The organism is Streptomyces sp. NBC_00557, assembly GCF_036345995.1.
Taxonomy (GTDB): Bacteria; Actinomycetota; Actinomycetes; order Streptomycetales; family Streptomycetaceae; genus Streptomyces.
In genome coordinates this window covers 3,308,622-3,326,191 of the sequence record NZ_CP107796.1, presented here as the reverse complement: position 1 = coordinate 3,326,191, position 17,570 = coordinate 3,308,622, and the positions used below count along the sequence as shown (strand labels likewise).

The following is a 17,570-nucleotide window of genomic DNA, read 5'->3' as shown; positions in this document are numbered from 1 at the left end:
TTCCCATGCGGCTCACCGTCATCGGCACCGGCTACCTCGGTGCCACCCACGCCGCCTGCATGGCGGAACTCGGGCACGAGGTGCTCGGGGTCGACGTCGATCCGGACAAGATCGCCGCGCTGCAGTCCGGGCGCGTGCCGTTCCACGAGCCGGGGCTGCCCGAGCTGATCGCACGGCACACGGCGAGCGGGCGGCTGCGTTTCACCACGTCGTACGAAGAGGCCGGCGCCTTCGGCGAGGTGCACTTCGTGTGCGTCGGAACCCCGCAGCGGGCGGACTCCGACGGCGCGGACCTGACGTACGTCGACGCGGCCTTCGCGGCGATCGCCGCGCACGCGGCCGAGGACGCGCTGCTGGTCGGCAAGTCGACCGTGCCCGTGGGGACGGCGCGGCGGCTGGCGGACACGCACGACACCGAGGTCGCCTGGAACCCGGAGTTCCTCCGGGAAGGCTTCGCCGTGGAGGACACGCTGAGGCCCGACCGACTGGTGTTCGGGGTGGCCTCCTCGCGGGCCGAAGCGGCCCTGCGCGAGGTGTACGCACCCGTCCTGGCCGCCGGGACCCCGCTCGTCACCGCGGACTTCCCGACCGCCGAGCTGGTCAAGACGGCCGCCAACGCCTTCCTCGCCACCAAGATCTCCTTCATCAACGCCATGGCAGAGGTGTGCGAGGCCGCGGGCGGTGACGTCGGGATCCTCGCCGAGGCCCTGGGACACGACGACCGGATCGGCCGGAAGTTCCTGCGTGCCGGGGTCGGTTTCGGCGGAGGCTGCCTGCCCAAGGACATCCGTGCCTTCGCTCACCGCGCCGACGAACTGGGGGCCCCGCTGAGGTTCCTCCGTGAGGTCGACGCGATCAACATGCGGCGTCGCGACCGGGTGGTCGAGCTGGCCCGCGGGCTGTGCGGGGGCGCCGTTCTGGGCGCCCGGGTCGCCGTACTGGGCGCGGCGTTCAAGCCCGACTCGGACGACATCCGCGACTCGCCCGCGCTGAACGTGGCCGCCCGCCTGAAGCTCGACGGCGCCGACGTCACGGTCTACGACCCAGAGGCGATGGACAACGCCCGCAAGACGTTCCCGCTGCTCGGGTACGCGATGTCCGCCGAGGAGGCGTTGCTCGGGGCCGATCTCGTGCTGCATCTCACCGAGTGGCCGCAGTTCCGGGAGATCGACCCGGCGCGGGCCCGGTCACTGGTTTCCCGTCCGCACATCGTGGACGGGCGGGGGGTGCTCGACGCGGACAGGTGGACCTCGGCGGGCTGGCGATTTCTGGCACTGGGCAGACCGGTGCCGGCAGGGGAGGGAATCTGAATGGGCGAGTCGTACCGGGCCGCACGGGTCACCGTGGTCATGCCCACGTACAACGAGGCGGCGAACCTGCCGCGCATGGCAGAGGCGGTTCTCGGGCTGCCGCTCGACGGTCTGCACCTGAAGATCGTCGACGACTCCAGCCCTGACGGCACCGGGCGGATCGCCGAGGAGCTGGCCGAGAAGTACAACTGGGACGGCCCCTGGCGGATGAGCGTGCTGCACCGCACCGAGAAGGACGGGCTGGGACGTGCCTACGTGGCGGGCATGAGCGCCGCGCTGGAGGAGGGCGCCGAGTACGTCGTGCAGATGGATGCCGACGGCAGCCACCCCGTGGAGGCGGTGCCGCGGATGCTCGGTACGGCCCTTGCCTCCGGCGTCGGCCTGGTGATCGGCAGCAGGTACGTCGAGGGCGGTGCGCTCGACGAGGAGTGGGGCAGGCACCGGGTGCTGCTGTCCCGCTTCGCCAACCGCTATGCCCGCGCTGTGCTCGGCACAAAGATCCGGGACATCACCGCCGGCTTCAACCTGTGGTCCGCGCAGACCCTCCGGGACGTCGGCCTGGCCACCCTGGACAGCGCCGGCTACAGCTTCCAGGTGGAGCTGAAGTACAAGGCCGTCCGCGCCGGTCACAGCGCCGTGGAGATCCCGATCCGGTTCGAGGAGCGCACGGAGGGTGTGTCCAAGATGAACCTTGCGACGCAGATCGAGTCGGCCCTGGTGCCGCTGCGACTGCGGCTGCGCAACCGGCGGAGCTGACGTCACGATGGGCGGACGGCACGCGGTTCCCTCGCGGTCGGGGAGACTTTTCCGCGAGATCGCGAAGTTCGGCCTGGTGGGGCTCTCGGGATTCGTCCTCAACTTCGCGGTCTTCAACGCAGTCAGGACCGTCGCGCAATGGCAGACGGTCAGGGCGAGCGTCGTGGCCACGGCCGTCGCCATCATGGGCAACTACCTCGGCCTGCGGTACTTCGCGTACCGGGACCGGGGCCGGGAGGACCGCAACGGCCGGAAGAAGGAGCTGGGGCTGTTCCTCTTCTTCAGCGCGATCGGCATGGTCATCGAGAACTCCGTGCTCTACCTGACCACCTACGGACTCGGCTGGGACAGCACGCTCGCCAACAACGTCTCCAAGTTCTTCGGCATCGGCATCGCGACCCTGTTCCGCTTCTGGTCGTACCGGACGCTTGTCTTCCGGACGGCCGGTGGCCGTCCGGAACCCGCCGTCGTCTCGCGCGGCGCGGCACCCGCCTTCCACGCCCCGCCGGCCGGGCCCTCCGAAACCCTTCTGTACGTCCCCGGGGAGCGGGCAACCTCATGAGCGAAGCAATCCTCCTCGTCGGCGGTAAGGGCACCCGGCTGCACCCCCTGTGCACCTTCACGCCCAAGCCGCTGCTGCTGGTCGCGGGGGTGCCGCTGCTGACCCACCAGCTGGCCCGTGCCGCGGCGGCGGGGGTGACCCGGGTCGTCTTCGCCACCTCCTATCTGGCGGAGCTGTTCGAGCGGGAGTACGGCGACGGAGCCGGACTCGGCCTGGAACTGGTCTACGTCACCGAGACCGAGCCCCTGGGCACAGGCGGCGCCATCCGCAACGCCGCCCGCCACCTGACCTGCGGCTCCGACGAACCGGTGCTGGTCTTCAACGGCGACATCCTCAGTGGTCTCGACATCCGGGGCCTCAGGGACGGTCACCGCGACTCCGGTGCCGACGTCACCCTGCATCTGACCCGGGTCGCGGACCCGCGGGCCTACGGCCTGGTCCCCACCGACGAGCGCGGCAGGGTCATCGCGTTCCTCGAGAAGCCCGAGCGGCCCGAGGAGATCGTCACCGACCAGATCAACGCGGGCTGCTACGTCTTCACCCGCTCCGTCATCGACACCATCCCCGAGGGCCGGGTCGTCTCCGTCGAGCGCGAGACGTTCCCCGGTCTCCTCGACTCGGGCGCCCTTCTGCGCGGTGTCGTCGACGAGACGTACTGGCTGGACCTGGGCACGCCGGCGGCGTTCGTGACCGGGTCGGCCGACCTCGTGTCCGGCCGCGTGTCCTCGCCCGCACTCCCCGGCCCGGCCGGCCCCGCCCTCGTTCTGCCCGGGGCGCAGGTCGACCCGCTGGCGGCGCTGACGGCGGGCAGCGCGGTGTACGACGGCGCCGTGGTGGAGGCGGGAGCCGTGGTCGAGAGCAGCGTCGTTCTGCCCGGGGCGCGCATCGGCCGGGGAGCGCGCGTGCAGCGGTCCGTGGTGGGCCGTGACGCGGTGGTCGGCGAGTGGACCAGCGTCGTCGACGCGGTGATCGGCGACCACGCGCACCTGGGGCCGCACAACGAGGTCCCCGCCGGCGTCCGCGTCGACTGCGGCGTCCGCCTTCCCGAGCGGGCGGTCCGCGTCTCCGCGCCCGCCCACCTCGGCTGACGCCCGGGAGGGCGGCAGACTCACCCCCTGCGCACGCACGGCGCTACGCGGGGGGTGTCCTGGCTCACTGATTCGCGGCCGCCGACGCCTGGGCCTGCCCGCGGCGGTAGATCTGGTCGAAGGTGAACTGCTGCAGGTCGTCGCCGGTGCGGAAGACCTTCGTGTCCTTGGTGGTCACGTTCCTGCCGCTGGTGAAGCCGCTGATAGTGAAGTAGGCGTAGCGGCCGACGGCGTTGCGGGTCGAGCGGCAGGTGGCGCCGTCGCAGAAGGGCTTGACGCCCTTGCCGGGCAGCGCGGTGACGATGCTGTCGTCGTTCGTCTGGGCCTTGGCCTTCGTCGCCTGGGCCTGGGTGTCGAAGACGGCGACGCCGACGGTGACCGCGATGCCGTCCTTGCTGTAGGTGGCGCGGATCATACGGGTGCAGCCGTTCGCGGTGAGCACCTTCGGCAGGGTGCCGCCGGCGGCCGAGGCGCAGTTCGTCGTGTCGGCCGTGGCGCCCTTCTTGTAGACGGTGCCGCCCACGGTCAGCTGGGTGCCGGGGAAGAGCGTGGCGGCGCTGAGCGGGGCGGTGTCCTTCTTGGCGCTGGCGATGAAGTCGCGCGGGTCCAGCGGCGGCGGGGCGCTGGTGGGCGCGAAGGACGGGGTGGCCGAGCCGCTCGGCACGGAGGCGCTGGCGGGCAGGCCGGTGGGGCCGCCGGACGCGTCGGTGCCCTTGTTCGCGGACACGACGGCCATGGCGACGGCGGTGCCGACGGCTATCGTGGCGGCTGCGCCGGCGCCGATGAACAGCAGCCTGCGGCGCTTGTTGCGGGTCTCGGAGGCCTCGGCCAGCGCGGCCCAGTCCGGGGTCCCGTCGTCACCGCCGCTGTTCCAGGACTGCTGCTGGGAATGCGGTTTCCAGGGATCCCACTGAGACTGGGGTCCCCCCTGCCCGTAACTCATGGGGCGCATCTTAGACGGGGGGCGCGGGTGAGCACGCCGCTCGCTCGTTTTGACCCGCACCGAAGACGCCGTTATCCTGCTTGTTCGTTGTGTATTGGCTTGCTCATTCTCACGGGACGGGCCCTTACACCGGTCCACCGGGCCGATGACCAGCGACCCCACGTACGCGGTTTGCGTCGCCGCCGTGGGTCAAGGCTGTCGTGATCGTTTCGGTGACCTGTTCAGGACCATTCACTCGAAGCGAAGGCTACGAACCGTGCGTACGTACAGCCCCAAGCCCGGCGATGTGACGCGCCAGTGGCACGTCATCGACGCTCAGGACGTTGTCCTGGGCCGTCTCGCCACCACTGCAGCGACCCTCCTCCGGGGCAAGCACAAGCCGATCTACGCGCCGCACGTCGACGCTGGTGACTTCGTCATCATCATCAACGCCGACAAGGTGCACCTCTCCGGCAACAAGCGGACCCAGAAGATGGCGTACCGCCACTCCGGCTACCCGGGTGGTCTGCGCTCCGTCCGCTACGACGAGCTGCTGGAGAAGAACCCGGAGAAGGCCATCGAGAAGGCCGTCAAGGGCATGCTCCCCAAGAACTCCCTGGGCCGTCAGATGCTCTCGAAGCTGAAGGTCTACAAGGGTGACCAGCACCCGCACGCCGCGCAGCAGCCGGTGCCGTTCGAGATCACCCAGGTCGCGCAGTAAGTCCGGCCACCCCCTAAGACTGAAGAGAATCTGAGGAGAATCGTGGCCGAGACCACTGCCGAGCAGCCGCTCGAAGAGCTTGACATCGACAGCTACACCACCGAGTCCGAGGTCCCCGTCGAGGGCGAGTACACCTCGGAGTCCCTGGCCTCCCGCTTCGGCGAGCCCCAGCCGGCCGCCGGCCTGGGCCGCCGCAAGAACGCCATCGCCCGCGTCCGGATCGTCCCGGGCACCGGCAAGTGGAAGATCAACGGTCGCACCCTCGAGGACTACTTCCCGAACAAGGTGCACCAGCAGGAAGTCAACGAGCCCTTCAAGGTGCTCGAGCTCGAGGGCCGTTACGACGTCATCGCCCGCATCGCGGGTGGCGGTGTCTCCGGTCAGGCCGGCGCCCTGCGCCTCGGTGTCGCCCGCGCCCTGAACGAGGCCGACGTCGACAACAACCGTGGCCCGCTGAAGAAGGCCGGCTTCCTGCGCCGCGACGACCGCGCGGTCGAGCGGAAGAAGGCCGGTCTGAAGAAGGCCCGCAAGGCCCCGCAGTACAGCAAGCGCTAATCAGCAGCTGCCTGCTGGGCCTGCCCGGCCTCGCGTCTGCGGCATGATCCGTTGGGCAGGCCCCAGTACTCCGAACGCCCCGGCGGCACGCCACTGTGCCGTCGGGGCGTTCGTTTATCCCAGCTCGAGGGCGTATAACGACACAAGACGCTCAGGCGCTGAACAGCTTGTGCGATCGGATGGAGGACAAGTGGGACGACTCTTCGGCACGGACGGCGTGCGCGGTGTCGCCAACGCGGACCTGACCGCCGAGATGGCGCTCGGGCTGTCCGTGGCGGCGGCGCACGTGCTGGCCGAGGCGGGAACCTTCGAGGGCCACAAGCCGACGGCGGTGGTCGGTCGGGACCCGCGGGCGTCCGGGGAGTTCCTGGAGGCGGCCGTCGTCGCCGGTCTGGCCAGTGCCGGTGTCGACGTCCTGCGCGTCGGTGTGCTGCCGACGCCGGCGGTGGCCCATCTGACCGGGGCGCTCGGCGCCGACCTGGGCGTCATGCTCTCCGCCAGCCACAACGCCATGCCGGACAACGGCATCAAGTTCTTCGCCCGCGGCGGCCACAAACTCGCCGACGAGCTGGAGGACCGGATCGAGGCGGTGTACGACTCGCACCGGCACGGCGAGCCCTGGGAGCGCCCGACGGGCGCCGGGGTCGGCCGGGTCCGCGCCTACGACGAGGGTTTCGAGCAGTACGTCAGCCATCTGCTCTCGGTGCTGCCCAACCGGCTCGACGGCCTGAAGGTCGTCCTGGACGAAGCGCACGGCGCGGCCTCGGGGGTCTCGCCGGAGGCGTTCGCCCGGGCCGGCGCGCAGGTCGTCACCATCGGCGCCGAGCCGGACGGCCTCAACATCAACGACGGCTGCGGCTCGACCCATCTGGAGAAGCTCAAGGCCGCGGTCGTCGAGCACGGCGCGGACTTCGGCATCGCGCACGACGGCGACGCCGACCGGTGCCTGGCCGTGGACCACACCGGCGAGGAGGTCGACGGCGACCAGATCCTCTCCGTCCTCGCGCTGGCCATGCGGGAACGCTCCGCGCTGCGCGCCGACACCGTCGTCGCCACCGTGATGTCCAACCTCGGCTTCAAGCTGGCGATGGAGAAGGCCGGGATCCGGCTGGTCCAGACGGCCGTCGGCGACCGGTACGTGCTGGAGGAGATGAAGGAGCACGGCTTCGCCCTGGGCGGCGAGCAGTCCGGGCACGTCATCGTCCTCGACCACGCGACCACCGGTGACGGCACGCTGACCGGGCTGCTGCTGGCGGCGCGGGTCGCCGAGACCGGCCGTACGCTGCGGGAGCTGGCGTCCGTGATGGAGCGGCTGCCGCAGGTGCTGATCAATGTGCCGGACGTGGACAAGTCGCGGGTGAAGACGTCGGCGGAGCTGGCCGCGGCGGTCACCGAGGCGGAGCGGGAGCTGGGCGACACCGGCCGGGTGCTGCTGCGCCCGTCGGGCACCGAGCCGCTGGTCCGGGTCATGGTCGAGGCCGCCGACATCGAGCAGGCCCGCTCCGTGGCCGGCCGCCTGGCCGACGCGGTGAAGTCGGCCCTGGGCTAGGGGTTTCCAAGCGAAACTCCCTACCCCGTCCGTGCCGTGCGTTCGCGTTGCCTCGCCCAGAGCCGTTTCTGGGCGAGCAGGGTGAGCGTGCCGGCCAGGACGATGCCCAGCAGGTTGAGCAGGAGCTGGTCGGCCGAGCCGACGGTCTGGGCGGTGTCGCCGTAGGCGAGGGCGACGGCCGCGTTGGCGGCGGCCGGGACCGTGGTGACGGAGATGGCCACGCCCACCAGCGCGCCCGACTTGGCGGAGGTCAGGGAGAGGGTGCCGGCGATGCCGGCGAGGACGGCCACGATGAAGGAGAAGGCGTCCGGGGCGTACACGAACGCCGTGTCGGGGCGCTCGCCGTTCAGCTGCCACCGGTGGAACAGGCCGAGGGCGTCCATGAGGACGGTGAAGCCGGCCGTCACCGCCATCGCGGCCGCGAAGCCCGCCAGCAGGGCGGTCAGCGAGCGCAGCGCGAGCCGGGGACGGCGCTGCACCAGGGCCGTGGACAGGCCGGCCAGCGGGCCGAACTCGGGGCCGACCGCCATCGCGCCGACGATCAGCACGGCGTTGTCGAGGACCACACCGCAGGCCGCGATCATCGTGGCGAGCGTGATGAAGGCCAGGTAGGTCACCGACAGCGTCGACTCCTCGTGGGTGGCGTCGGCCAGGCCCTCCCACAGCACCGCGTCCGCGCCCTCGCCCGGGGCCTCCTCCTCGGCCTTGTCGGCGCGGCGGGAGAGGGAGAGGTCGATGGTCTCCACCGCGATGGAGCCGGTCTCCTCGAGTCCGAGGCGGCGCAGCGAGGTGAGGAGTCCGTCGCCCGCCTCCCGGGCCACGTCGCACATCACGACGTCTCCGGCCGGGTCGCGGGCGGCGCCCGGCAGTACGACGAGATGGGTGGCGCCGACCGTCGTCTCGACCAGCCGCACCACCTCGTCGGTCCTGCCGGGCGGGGTGATCAGGCGCAGATGCAGCATGGCGCCCATCCAACCGGACGGGTCACAGCTTGCGCAGCCTCAGCCGCTGCACCTTGTGGTCCGGGCCCTTGCGCAGCACCAGGGTGGCGCGGCCGCGGGTGGGGGCGATGTTCTCCACCAGGTTGGGCTTGTTGATGGTCCGCCAGAGCGTGCGGGCGTAGTCGAGGGCCTCCTCCTCCGACACCTGGGTGTACTTGCGGAAGTACGAGTCGGGGTTCTGGAAGGCCGTCTGGCGCAGTTTCTTGAAGCGGCTGAGGTACCAGTGCTCGATGTCCTCGGCGCTCGCGTCGACGTACACGCTGAAGTCGAAGTAGTCGGCGAGGCCGACCCGGGTGCGGCCGTCCTTGCCGGGCAGGGCGGGCTGGAGGACGTTCAGGCCCTCGACGATCAGGATGTCGGGGCGGCGCACGGTGAGCTTCTCGCCGGGGACGATGTCGTAGATGAGGTGGGAGTAGACGGGCGCGGTGACCTCGTCCTTGCCCGCCTTGATGTCGGCGACGAAACGGGTGAGGGCGCGGCGGTCGTAGGACTCGGGGAAACCCTTGCGCGACATCAGGCCGCGGGCCTCCAGCTCCCGGGTGGGCAGCAGGAAGCCGTCGGTGGTGACGAGTTCCACGCGCGGGTGTTCCGGCCAGCGGGAGAGCAGGGCCTGCAGCAGCCGGGCCACGGTGGACTTGCCGACGGCCACCGAGCCGGCGACGCCTATGACGAACGGGGTGCCGGACTGGGAGCCCTTCTCCCCGAGGAACGTGTTCAGGGCCCCTCTGAGCCCGTCCGTGGCGCCGACGTAGAGGTTGAGGAGCCGGGAGAGCGGGAGGTAGACGTCCCGCACCTCGTCCAGGTCGATCACGTCGCCCAGGCCGCGCAGCTTCTCCACCTCCTCGGCGGTGAGCGGCAGCGGCGTCTTGTCGCGCAGCGCGCTCCACTCGGCGCGGGTGAGGTCGACGTAGGGAGTCGCCTCCGGCCTGTGCCGGTGGGCGCTCCGGGGCATCGAGGAGACCGGTGAGATCACATCTCATTGTTAACGGAGTTTGAACGGCACGGCGGGTGGGCTCCGTCACCCCCGACGAGACAGGGCGGGCGGTACGGAGCGTGACGTCGGGCGAGGCCGGCCCCGTGCGGAGCGTGCCGTCCGGGGGTGGCCGGCCGGTGCCGGTGGCCGTTCGGGCACGGGGTGGGCTTCGTACGACGGTGGGAATTTCCGATTTCGGGCAGACGGCGGCCAGTTCGGGCCGTCCTCGCGCCGTAGGCTGCCGCCCATGTGCGGAATCGTTGGATACGTAGGGTCACAGTCGGCGCTCGAGGTCGTGATGGCCGGGCTGAAGCGGCTGGAGTACCGGGGTTATGACTCGGCGGGCGTCGCCGTACTGGCGGACGGCGGGCTGGCCGCGGCGAAGAAGGCCGGGAAACTGGTCAACCTGGACAAGGAACTGGTCGAACGGCCGCTGCCGGCCGGCTCGACGGGCATCGGCCACACCCGCTGGGCCACGCACGGCGCGCCGACCGACGCCAATGCCCATCCGCATCTCGACAACGCGGGCCGGGTCGCCGTCGTCCACAACGGCATCATCGAGAACTTCGCGGTGCTGCGGGCCGAACTCGCCGAGCGCGGCCACGAACTGGCGTCCGAGACGGACACCGAGGTCGTCGCGCATCTGCTGGCCGAGGAGTTCTCCTCCTGCGCGGACCTCGCGGAGGCCATGCGGCTGGTGTGCCGGCGGCTGGAGGGCGCGTTCACGCTGGTCGCGGTGCACGCCGACGAGCCGGACGTGGTCGTCGGAGCGCGCCGGAACTCGCCGCTGGTGGTCGGCGTCGGCGAGGGCGAGGCGTTCCTGGCCTCGGACGTCGCCGCGTTCATCGCCCACACGCGCTCCGCGATCGAGCTGGGCCAGGACCAGGTGGTGGAACTGCGCCGCGACGGCGTGACGGTGACCGGCTTCGACGGGCAGCCGGCCGAGGTCCGCTCCTACAACGTCGACTGGGACGCGGCCGCCGCCGAGAAGGGCGGCTACGACTACTTCATGCTCAAGGAGATCGCCGAGCAGCCCCGGGCGGTCGCCGACACCCTGCTGGGCCGTATCGACCCGTCGGGCTCGCTGACCCTGGACGAGGTCCGCATCTCGCCCTCGGAGCTGCGGGAGATCGACAAGGTCGTCATCGTCGCGTGCGGTACGGCCTTCCACGCCGGCCTGATCGCCAAGTACGCCATCGAGCACTGGACGCGCATCCCGTGCGAGGTGGAGCTGGCCAGCGAGTTCCGGTACCGGGACCCGATCCTGGACGGCCGCTCCCTGGTCATCGCCATCTCCCAGTCCGGCGAGACCATGGACACCCTGATGGCGCTCCGGCACGCCCGCGAGCAGGGCTCCAAGGTGCTGGCGATCTGCAACACCAACGGCTCCACGATCCCGCGCGAGTCGGACGCGGTGCTCTACACGCACGCCGGCCCGGAGGTCGCCGTCGCCTCGACCAAGGCGTTCCTGACCCAGCTGGTCGCCTGCTACCTGGTGGCGCTGTACCTGGGCCAGGTGCGCGGCACCAAGTGGGGCGACGAGATCCAGGCCGTGATCAGGGACCTGTCCCGGATCTCGGTCGAGGTGGAGCGGGTCCTGGAGACCATGGAGCCGGTGCGGGCGCTGGCCCGGACGCTGGCGTCGAAGAACACCGTGCTGTTCCTGGGCCGGCACGTGGGCTATCCGGTGGCGCTGGAAGGCGCGCTCAAGCTCAAGGAACTCGCCTACATGCACGCCGAGGGCTTCGCGGCGGGCGAGCTGAAGCACGGCCCGATCGCGCTGATCGAGGAGGACCTGCCGGTGGTGGTCGTGGTGCCGTCCCCGCGCGGCCGCTCGGTGCTGCACGACAAGATCGTCTCCAACATCCAGGAGATCCGCGCCCGCGGGGCGCGCACGATCGTGATCGCGGAGGAGGGCGACGACGCGGTGGTCCCCTACGCCGACCACCTGATCCGCATCCCGGCCACGCCGACGCTGCTGCAGCCGCTGGTGGCGACGGTGCCGCTGCAGGTCTTCGCGTGCGAGCTGGCCACTGCCAGGGGGAACGAGGTGGACCAGCCGCGGAACCTGGCGAAGTCGGTGACGGTGGAGTAGGCGGGGCGCCTTCAGTGCACCGAGAAGCCGCCGTCCACGAAGAGGGACTGGCCCGTGACGTAGGCGGAGGCGCGGCTCGCGAGGAAGACGGCCGCGCCCTCGAAGTCCTCGGCGAGGCCGTTGCGGCCGGTCATCGTGCGGGCGGCGAGGGCGGCCACCTTCCCGGGATCGGACGACAGCCGGGCGTTGAGCGGCGTCATCACGAAGCCCGGCACGAGGGTGTTGACGGTGACGCCGTACGGCGACCAGGCCTCGGCCTGGGAGCGGGCCAGCGACTCCAGCGCGCCCTTGGAGACGCCGTACGCACCGCTCTGCACGAAGGCGCGGTGGGCCTGCTGGGAGGAGATGTGGATGATCCGGCCGAAGCCGCGCCCGGCCATGCCGGGCCCGAACCGCTGCCCCAGCAGGAAGGGCGCCCGGAGGTTCACGGCCATGGTGGCGTCCCAGACGTCCTCGCCCAGCTCGCTCATCGGCGGACGCAGGTTGATCCCGGCGGAGTTGACGAGGATGTCGGGCTCGCCGAAGACACCGGCCGCCTCCTCGGCCGCCGCGTGCACGCTGTCGCGGGTGCCCAGGTCGGCCGCGACCCAGCCGGCCCGGCAGCCGTCGGCCGCCAACTCCTCGGCGGTCCGCTCCAGTTGTTCCTTGGTGCGGGCCACGACCACCACACTCGCGCCCGCCCGGGCGAGCGCCCCGGCGATGGCCCGGCCGATGCCGGAGGTGCCCCCGGTGACCACGGCGACACGGCCGTCGAGCGAGAACAGGTCGGAGAGGTAGGCCTGGGACGTCATGCGCGGAGCGTAGACGGCGTCCGCGCGGCCCGGCGGGGTATTCCAGCAGGCGGGACGCGGTCCTGACCGTAGGCTGCGGGTCATGAGCATCATCGGAGTGGGGATCGACGTCGCCGAGATCGACCGGTTCCGCGCGTCGCTGGAGCGGACCCCGGGGCTGGCCGAAAGGCTCTTCCTGGAGCGGGAGTTGCTGCTGCCCGGCGGTGGGCGGCGCGGGATCGCCTCGCTCGCGGCGCGGTTCGCCGCCAAGGAGGCGCTGGCGAAGGCGCTCGGCGCACCGCCCGGCCTGCACTGGACCGACGTCGAGGTGTACGTCGAGGACAGCGGGCAGCCCCGGCTGCGGGTGACCGGCACCGTGGCCGCCCGCGCCGCCGAGCTGGGCGTGCGGTCCTGGCATGTGTCCCTCAGCCATGACGCGGGCGTCGCCTCGGCCGTGGTGGTCGCCGAGGGCTGAATGGCCCCGGGTGTGGGAGAGGGCGGTTCCGGGGCAGACTCGGTGCCATGCGGAGTGCGTACGGCGTGGAGACGGTGCGGGCGGCCGAACGGGCCCTGATGGCGCGGCTGCCGGAGGGCGCGCTGATGCAGCGGGCGGCGGCCGGGCTGGCCGCGGCGTGCGCCGGGCTGCTCGGGCGGGTGTACGGCAGCCGGGTGGTGCTGCTGGTCGGCAGCGGCGACAACGGCGGCGACGCGCTGTACGCGGGGGCGCGGCTGGCCCGGCGCGGGGCGGGGGTCACGGCGGTGCTCCTCGTGCCCGAGCGGGCGCACGCCGGGGGACTCGCGGCGCTGCGCGCGGCCGGGGGATCGGCCGCCGGGACGGCCGGCGCCGAGGAGCTGATCGAGCGGGCCGATCTCGTGGTGGACGGGATCGTGGGGATCGGCGGCAAGGGCGGGCTGCGGCCCGACGCCGAGGCCCTCGCGGGGGTCGTCGAGCGGTCCCGGGCCGCCGTGGTGGCCGTGGACCTGCCCAGCGGGGTGGACGCCGACACCGGCGAGGTGCGCGGGGCCGCGCTGCGGGCCGACCTCACCGTCACCTTCGGCACCCACAAGCCGGGGCTGCTGATCGATCCGGGGCGGGAGTACGCCGGGGTGGTGCGGCTCGTCGGCATCGGTCTCGAGCTGCCCGCCGAGCCCGAGCTTCAGGCCCTGCAACACGCCGATGTGGCGCGGCTGTTGCCGGCGCCGGCCGCGGAGAGCGACAAGTACCGGCGCGGGGTCGTCGGGATCGCCGCCGGGTCCGCGCGCTATCCGGGCGCCGCCGTGCTCGCCGTCTCCGGGGCGCTGCGCGGCGGTGCGGGGGCCGTGCGGTACGTCGGGCCCGCCGGGGACGCGGTGATCGCCCGCTTCCCCGAGACGCTGGTGTCCGACCGGGGCCCGGCCAAGGCGGGGCGCGTCCAGGCCTGGGTGGTCGGACCGGGGGCCGGGGACGACGCGGCGACCGTGGCCGAGGTGCTCGCGGCGGACGTGCCCGTGCTGCTCGACGCGGATGGGCTGCGGCTGGCCGAGCGGGACACGGTGCGCGGCCGTACGGCGCCCACGCTCATGACCCCGCACGCCGGGGAGGCGGCCGCGCTGCTGGGCGTGCGCCGCGAGGAGGTCGAGGAGGCCCGGCTGGTCGCGGTGCGGGAGCTGGCGGCGGCGTACCGGGCGACGGTGCTGCTGAAGGGCTCCACCACGCTCGTCGCCGACGCCTGGGGCGGCCCCGTACGGGTGAACCCCACCGGGACGCCCTGGCTGGCCACGGCCGGCAGCGGTGACGTGCTGTCAGGACTCGGCGGCTCCCTGCTGGCGGCGGGCCTGCCGGCGCTGGACGCGGGCAGCACGGCGGCGTACCTCCACGGCCTGGCCGGCCGGTTCGCCTCGGACGGCGCGCCGGTGGGGGCGCACGACGTGGCGGACCGCATCCCGCAGGCGTGGCGGGACGTACGGCACTGACCCGGGCCGAACGGGGCAACAGCGCCGGAAGAGGGCACAGCGGTGTCCCCCCTGGGCGCCGTCTCCGCGCCCGTGAGGGCCGGCACGGCGTCGCACGGCCGGTGTCCGGGTCTGCGGCCGGAGCCCGCACGGCCCTGATGAGACACTGGGGCGCGATGAGTGAGACTGCGACTGTGCCGACCGCCCCGTTGCGTGCCCGCGCCGAGATCGACCTGGGCGCGCTGCGGGCCAATGTGCGCGCCCTGCGCGCCCGGACGCCCGGTGCGGCCCTGATGGCCGTCGTCAAGTCCGACGGCTACGGCCACGGCGCCGTGCCGTGCGCCCGCGCGGCCCTCGAGGCGGGCGCGACCTGGCTCGGCACGGCCACGCCCGAGGAGGCCCTCGCACTGCGCGCGGCAGGGCTGCAGGGCCGCATCCTGTGCTGGCTGTGGGTGCCGGGCGGCCCCTGGCGGCAGGCGATCGAGGCCGGCGTCGACGTGTCGGTCAGCGGGATGTGGGCGCTGCGGGAGGCCGTCGAGGCGGCCCGCGCGGCCGGTCGTACCGCGCGTGTGCAGCTCAAGGCCGACACCGGGCTGGGCCGCAACGGCTGCCAGCCGGGGGCGGACTGGGAGGAGCTGGTCGCCGAGTCCCTGCGCGCCGAGGCCGAGGGGCTGGTGAAGGTCACCGGGCTGTGGTCGCACTTCGCCTGCGCCGACGAGCCGGGGCATCCCTCCGTCGCCGCCCAGCTCGACGTCTTCCGCCGGATGCTGGCGTACGCCGAGGAGCAGGGCGTGCGCCCCGAGGTGCGGCACATCGCCAACTCGCCGGCCGCGCTCACCCTGCCCGAGAGCCACTTCGACCTGGTGCGCACCGGCATCGCGACGTACGGCATCTCGCCCAGCCCTCAGCTGGGCACTCCGGCCGACTTCGGACTGCGCCCGGTGATGACGCTGTCCGCCTCGCTGGCCCTGGTCAAGCACGTCCCCGGCGGACACGGCATCAGCTACGGCCACCACTACGTCACGCCCGGCGAGACCACCCTCGGCCTGGTCCCCGTCGGCTACGCGGACGGCATCCCCCGGCACGCCTCCGGCACCGGCCCGGTGCTGGTCGCCGGCAAGTGGCGCACGGTCGCCGGGCGGGTGGCCATGGACCAGTTCGTGGTGGACCTCGGCGGCGACGAGCCCCCGGTGGGCAGCGAGGCCGTGCTGTTCGGGCCCGGCGACCGCGGTGAACCCACCGCCGAGGACTGGGCGCAGGCCTGCGGCACGATCGCCTACGAAATCGTCACACGGATCGGCACGCGGGTTCCCCGCGTCTATGTGAACGGGCAAGAACTCGGGTAACCGAGTACTCGGGCAACCGTTCGCCGAGCGCGAGTCGTATCACGTGTAACACCGGTCATACCTGTTGCGGCGGCGTCAGCGGCACCATCGGTCGCACCGATGACCGAACTGGAGTACGTCGAAGAGGAGCGGTACGTGAGCGAGAGCAGCGCCGAGGCCGTGGCCGAAGTCGTCGCCTCGGCGGCCGCCGCCTCCGCCGCGGGGGCGGCCGGGAGCTGGCGCAGGGCGACCGGTCTCGCCGGCACCGCGATAGGCGTGCTCGCCGCGGGCGCCGCGGCCGGTGTCGCCCTGGAGCGGATGACGGTGGGCCGCGGCATGCGCAGGAAGGCCCGGCTGGCGCTGGACTCCGCGGGTCCCTACGGCACCCTGCGCGGCACCCCCGGCCATGCGACCGCCGACGACGGCACCGAGCTGTACTACGAGGTCGACGACGCCGGTCCCGATCAGGGGCCGAACGTCTCCCCCCGCCGGCGCCGCCTCTTCGGCCGCAAGGCCCCGGCGCCCGTGACCGTCGTCTTCTGCCACGGCTACTGCCTCAGCCAGGACTCCTGGCACTTCCAGCGCGCGGCCCTGCGCGGCGTCGTCCGCACGGTGCACTGGGACCAGCGCAGCCACGGCCGCTCCGGGCGGGGCGTGGCGCAGATCCGGGACCGGGTGCCGGTCAGCATCGACCAGCTCGGCCGCGATCTGAAGGCCGTCCTCGACGCCGCCGTGCCCGAGGGGCCGATCGTGCTGGTCGGCCACTCGATGGGCGGCATGACCATCATGGCGCTGGCCGACCAGTACCCCGAGCTGATCCGGGACCGGGTCGTCGCCACGGCCTTCGTCGGCACCTCCTCCGGGCGGCTCGGCGAGGTCAACTTCGGGCTGCCGCTGGCCGGAGTCAACGCGGTGCGCCGGATCCTGCCCGGGGTGCTGAAGGCGCTCGGGCAGCAGGCGGAGCTGGTGGAGAAGGGGCGCCGGGCCACCGCCGACCTGTTCGCCGGGGTCATCAAGCGCTACTCCTTCGCCGGGCGGGACGTCGACCCGGCCGTCGAGCGGTTCGCGGAGCGGATGATCGAGTCCACGCCGATCGACGTGGTCGCCGAGTTCTACCCGGCCTTCACCGACCACGACAAGACCGAGGCGCTCGCCTGCTTCCGGGACATACCGGTGCTGGTGCTGGCCGGCGTGCAGGACCTGGTCACGCCCAGCGAACACAGCGAGGCGATAGCCGACCTGCTCCCGGACGCGGAGCTGGTCCTCGTCCCGGACGCCGGGCACCTGGTGATGCTGGAGCACCCGGAAGTGGTCACCGACCGCCTCGCCGACCTGCTCACCCGCGCGGGTGCGGTGCCCGCAGGGGCTACGGTTGTGGGCTATGGAAGCACCAGCAGCACCGCAGAACCCCGCTGAGACCCGGCTGACGATCACTTCGCCCGAGCAGATGCGGGAGCTGGGCCGCAGGCTGGCCAAGCTGCTGCGCGCGGGCGACCTGGTGATGCTCAGCGGTGAGCTCGGCGCGGGCAAGACCACGCTGACCCGCGGGCTCGGCGAGGGGCTCGGCGTGCGCGGCGCGGTCACCTCGCCGACCTTCGTGATCGCCCGGGTGCACCCCTCCCTCGGCGACGGGCCGCCCCTGGTCCACGTGGACGCCTACCGGCTCGGCGGCGGCCTGGAGGAGATGGAGGACCTGGACCTCGACGTCAGCCTGCCCGACTCGGTGATCGTGGTGGAGTGGGGCGAGGGCAAGGTCGAGGAGCTGACCGAGGACCGGCTCCAGGTCGTCATCCACCGCGCGGTCGGAGCCACTGCGGACGAGGTACGGCACGTCACCCTCACGGGTGTGGGGGAGCGCTGGGCGGACGCGGGCCTGGAGGCGCTCACGGCCTGAGCGCCGGGATTCCGACAAGGCGTCGGCAAGGTGTTGCGCGGCACGCGGCGGGCGTGGTCACATGGTGGCGGCCAGTGGTGAGGTGTACCTGATCGCGCCCGGCTCCGCACCTCAGGA

At 72.4% G+C, this 17,570-nt stretch carries 17 protein-coding genes; 13 read left to right on the top strand and 4 right to left on the bottom strand.

Annotated elements, in window-relative coordinates:
• Positions 1-5: 5 nt before the first annotated feature.
• From OG956_RS13970 to OG956_RS13955, 4 genes are read left to right on the top strand one after another with little or no spacing between them, the layout of a single operon-like run.
• Positions 6-1,310, top strand: a complete 1,305-nt coding sequence (locus OG956_RS13970) for a UDP-glucose dehydrogenase family protein (protein ID WP_330338311.1) — start codon at positions 6-8, stop codon at positions 1,308-1,310.
• Entirely contained in the window at positions 1,311-2,066 is a 756-nt protein-coding gene (locus OG956_RS13965) for a polyprenol monophosphomannose synthase (protein WP_330338310.1), read from the top strand.
• A 7-nt stretch (positions 2,067-2,073) separates the two neighbouring features.
• Positions 2,074-2,628, top strand: coding sequence for a GtrA family protein (locus OG956_RS13960; RefSeq protein ID WP_330338309.1), 555 nt, complete (start codon positions 2,074-2,076; stop codon positions 2,626-2,628).
• Positions 2,625-3,716 (top strand): NDP-sugar synthase, encoded by a 1,092-nt coding sequence (locus OG956_RS13955; RefSeq protein ID WP_330338308.1) that lies wholly within the window; start codon positions 2,625-2,627, stop codon positions 3,714-3,716. The genes OG956_RS13960 and OG956_RS13955 overlap by 4 nt, the downstream gene beginning before the upstream one ends.
• A gap of 64 nt (positions 3,717-3,780) precedes the next feature.
• Here OG956_RS13955 and OG956_RS13950 read toward each other — a convergent pair whose 3' ends face one another.
• Complete coding sequence (locus OG956_RS13950; RefSeq protein ID WP_330338307.1) at positions 3,781-4,659, bottom strand: hypothetical protein; 879 nt, start codon at positions 4,657-4,659, stop codon at positions 3,781-3,783.
• A gap of 256 nt (positions 4,660-4,915) precedes the next feature.
• Here OG956_RS13950 and rplM point away from each other — a divergent pair, with 256 nt between their 5' ends.
• From rplM to glmM, 3 genes are all read left to right on the top strand, one after another.
• Entirely contained in the window at positions 4,916-5,359 is a 444-nt protein-coding gene (gene rplM / locus OG956_RS13945) for a 50S ribosomal protein L13 (RefSeq protein WP_240118089.1), read from the top strand.
• A gap of 42 nt (positions 5,360-5,401) precedes the next feature.
• On the top strand, positions 5,402-5,914 hold the full coding sequence (gene rpsI / locus OG956_RS13940; protein ID WP_003998795.1) for a 30S ribosomal protein S9: 513 nt from the start codon (positions 5,402-5,404) through the stop codon (positions 5,912-5,914).
• Between the two features lie 190 nt (positions 5,915-6,104).
• Positions 6,105-7,463: a phosphoglucosamine mutase gene (gene glmM, locus OG956_RS13935; RefSeq protein WP_330338306.1), complete on the top strand. Its 1,359-nt coding sequence runs from the start codon at positions 6,105-6,107 to the stop codon at positions 7,461-7,463.
• A 20-nt stretch (positions 7,464-7,483) separates the two neighbouring features.
• Here the strand turns inward: glmM and OG956_RS13930 are convergent, their stop codons facing one another.
• Together OG956_RS13930 and coaA are read right to left on the bottom strand one after the other, a co-directional pair.
• The gene (locus OG956_RS13930; protein WP_330338305.1) at positions 7,484-8,425 is read right to left on the bottom strand and encodes a DUF389 domain-containing protein; all 942 of its coding nucleotides are present in this window, start codon (positions 8,423-8,425) and stop codon (positions 7,484-7,486) included.
• Positions 8,426-8,447: 22 nt separating this feature from the next.
• Positions 8,448-9,416 carry a type I pantothenate kinase gene (gene coaA, locus OG956_RS13925; RefSeq protein ID WP_443065676.1) on the bottom strand — a complete coding sequence of 323 codons (969 nt, stop codon included), beginning with the start codon at positions 9,414-9,416 and terminating at the stop codon, positions 8,448-8,450.
• A gap of 268 nt (positions 9,417-9,684) precedes the next feature.
• Between coaA and glmS the strand changes: the two genes are divergently transcribed.
• Positions 9,685-11,532, top strand: coding sequence for a glutamine--fructose-6-phosphate transaminase (isomerizing) (gene glmS / locus OG956_RS13920; protein WP_330338303.1), 1,848 nt, complete (start codon positions 9,685-9,687; stop codon positions 11,530-11,532).
• 11 nt (positions 11,533-11,543) lie between these two features.
• Here glmS and OG956_RS13915 read toward each other — a convergent pair whose 3' ends face one another.
• Positions 11,544-12,323, bottom strand: a complete 780-nt coding sequence (locus OG956_RS13915) for an SDR family NAD(P)-dependent oxidoreductase (RefSeq protein ID WP_330338302.1) — start codon at positions 12,321-12,323, stop codon at positions 11,544-11,546.
• A gap of 82 nt (positions 12,324-12,405) precedes the next feature.
• Here OG956_RS13915 and OG956_RS13910 point away from each other — a divergent pair, with 82 nt between their 5' ends.
• From OG956_RS13910 to tsaE, 5 genes are all read left to right on the top strand, one after another.
• A complete protein-coding gene (locus OG956_RS13910) occupies positions 12,406-12,777 on the top strand; it encodes a holo-ACP synthase (protein ID WP_330338301.1) in 372 nt (123 codons plus the stop codon).
• Positions 12,778-12,824: 47 nt separating this feature from the next.
• The gene (locus tag OG956_RS13905) at positions 12,825-14,255 is read left to right on the top strand and encodes an NAD(P)H-hydrate dehydratase (protein ID WP_330338300.1); all 1,431 of its coding nucleotides are present in this window, start codon (positions 12,825-12,827) and stop codon (positions 14,253-14,255) included.
• Between the two features lie 155 nt (positions 14,256-14,410).
• On the top strand, positions 14,411-15,580 hold the full coding sequence (gene alr / locus OG956_RS13900; RefSeq protein WP_330338299.1) for an alanine racemase: 1,170 nt from the start codon (positions 14,411-14,413) through the stop codon (positions 15,578-15,580).
• A gap of 135 nt (positions 15,581-15,715) precedes the next feature.
• Positions 15,716-16,975, top strand: a complete 1,260-nt coding sequence (locus OG956_RS13895) for an alpha/beta fold hydrolase (RefSeq protein WP_330342835.1) — start codon at positions 15,716-15,718, stop codon at positions 16,973-16,975.
• Positions 16,941-17,453, top strand: coding sequence for a tRNA (adenosine(37)-N6)-threonylcarbamoyltransferase complex ATPase subunit type 1 TsaE (tsaE, locus tag OG956_RS13890; protein WP_330338298.1), 513 nt, complete (start codon positions 16,941-16,943; stop codon positions 17,451-17,453). The genes OG956_RS13895 and tsaE overlap by 35 nt, the downstream gene beginning before the upstream one ends.
• Positions 17,454-17,570: the final 117 nt, after the last annotated feature.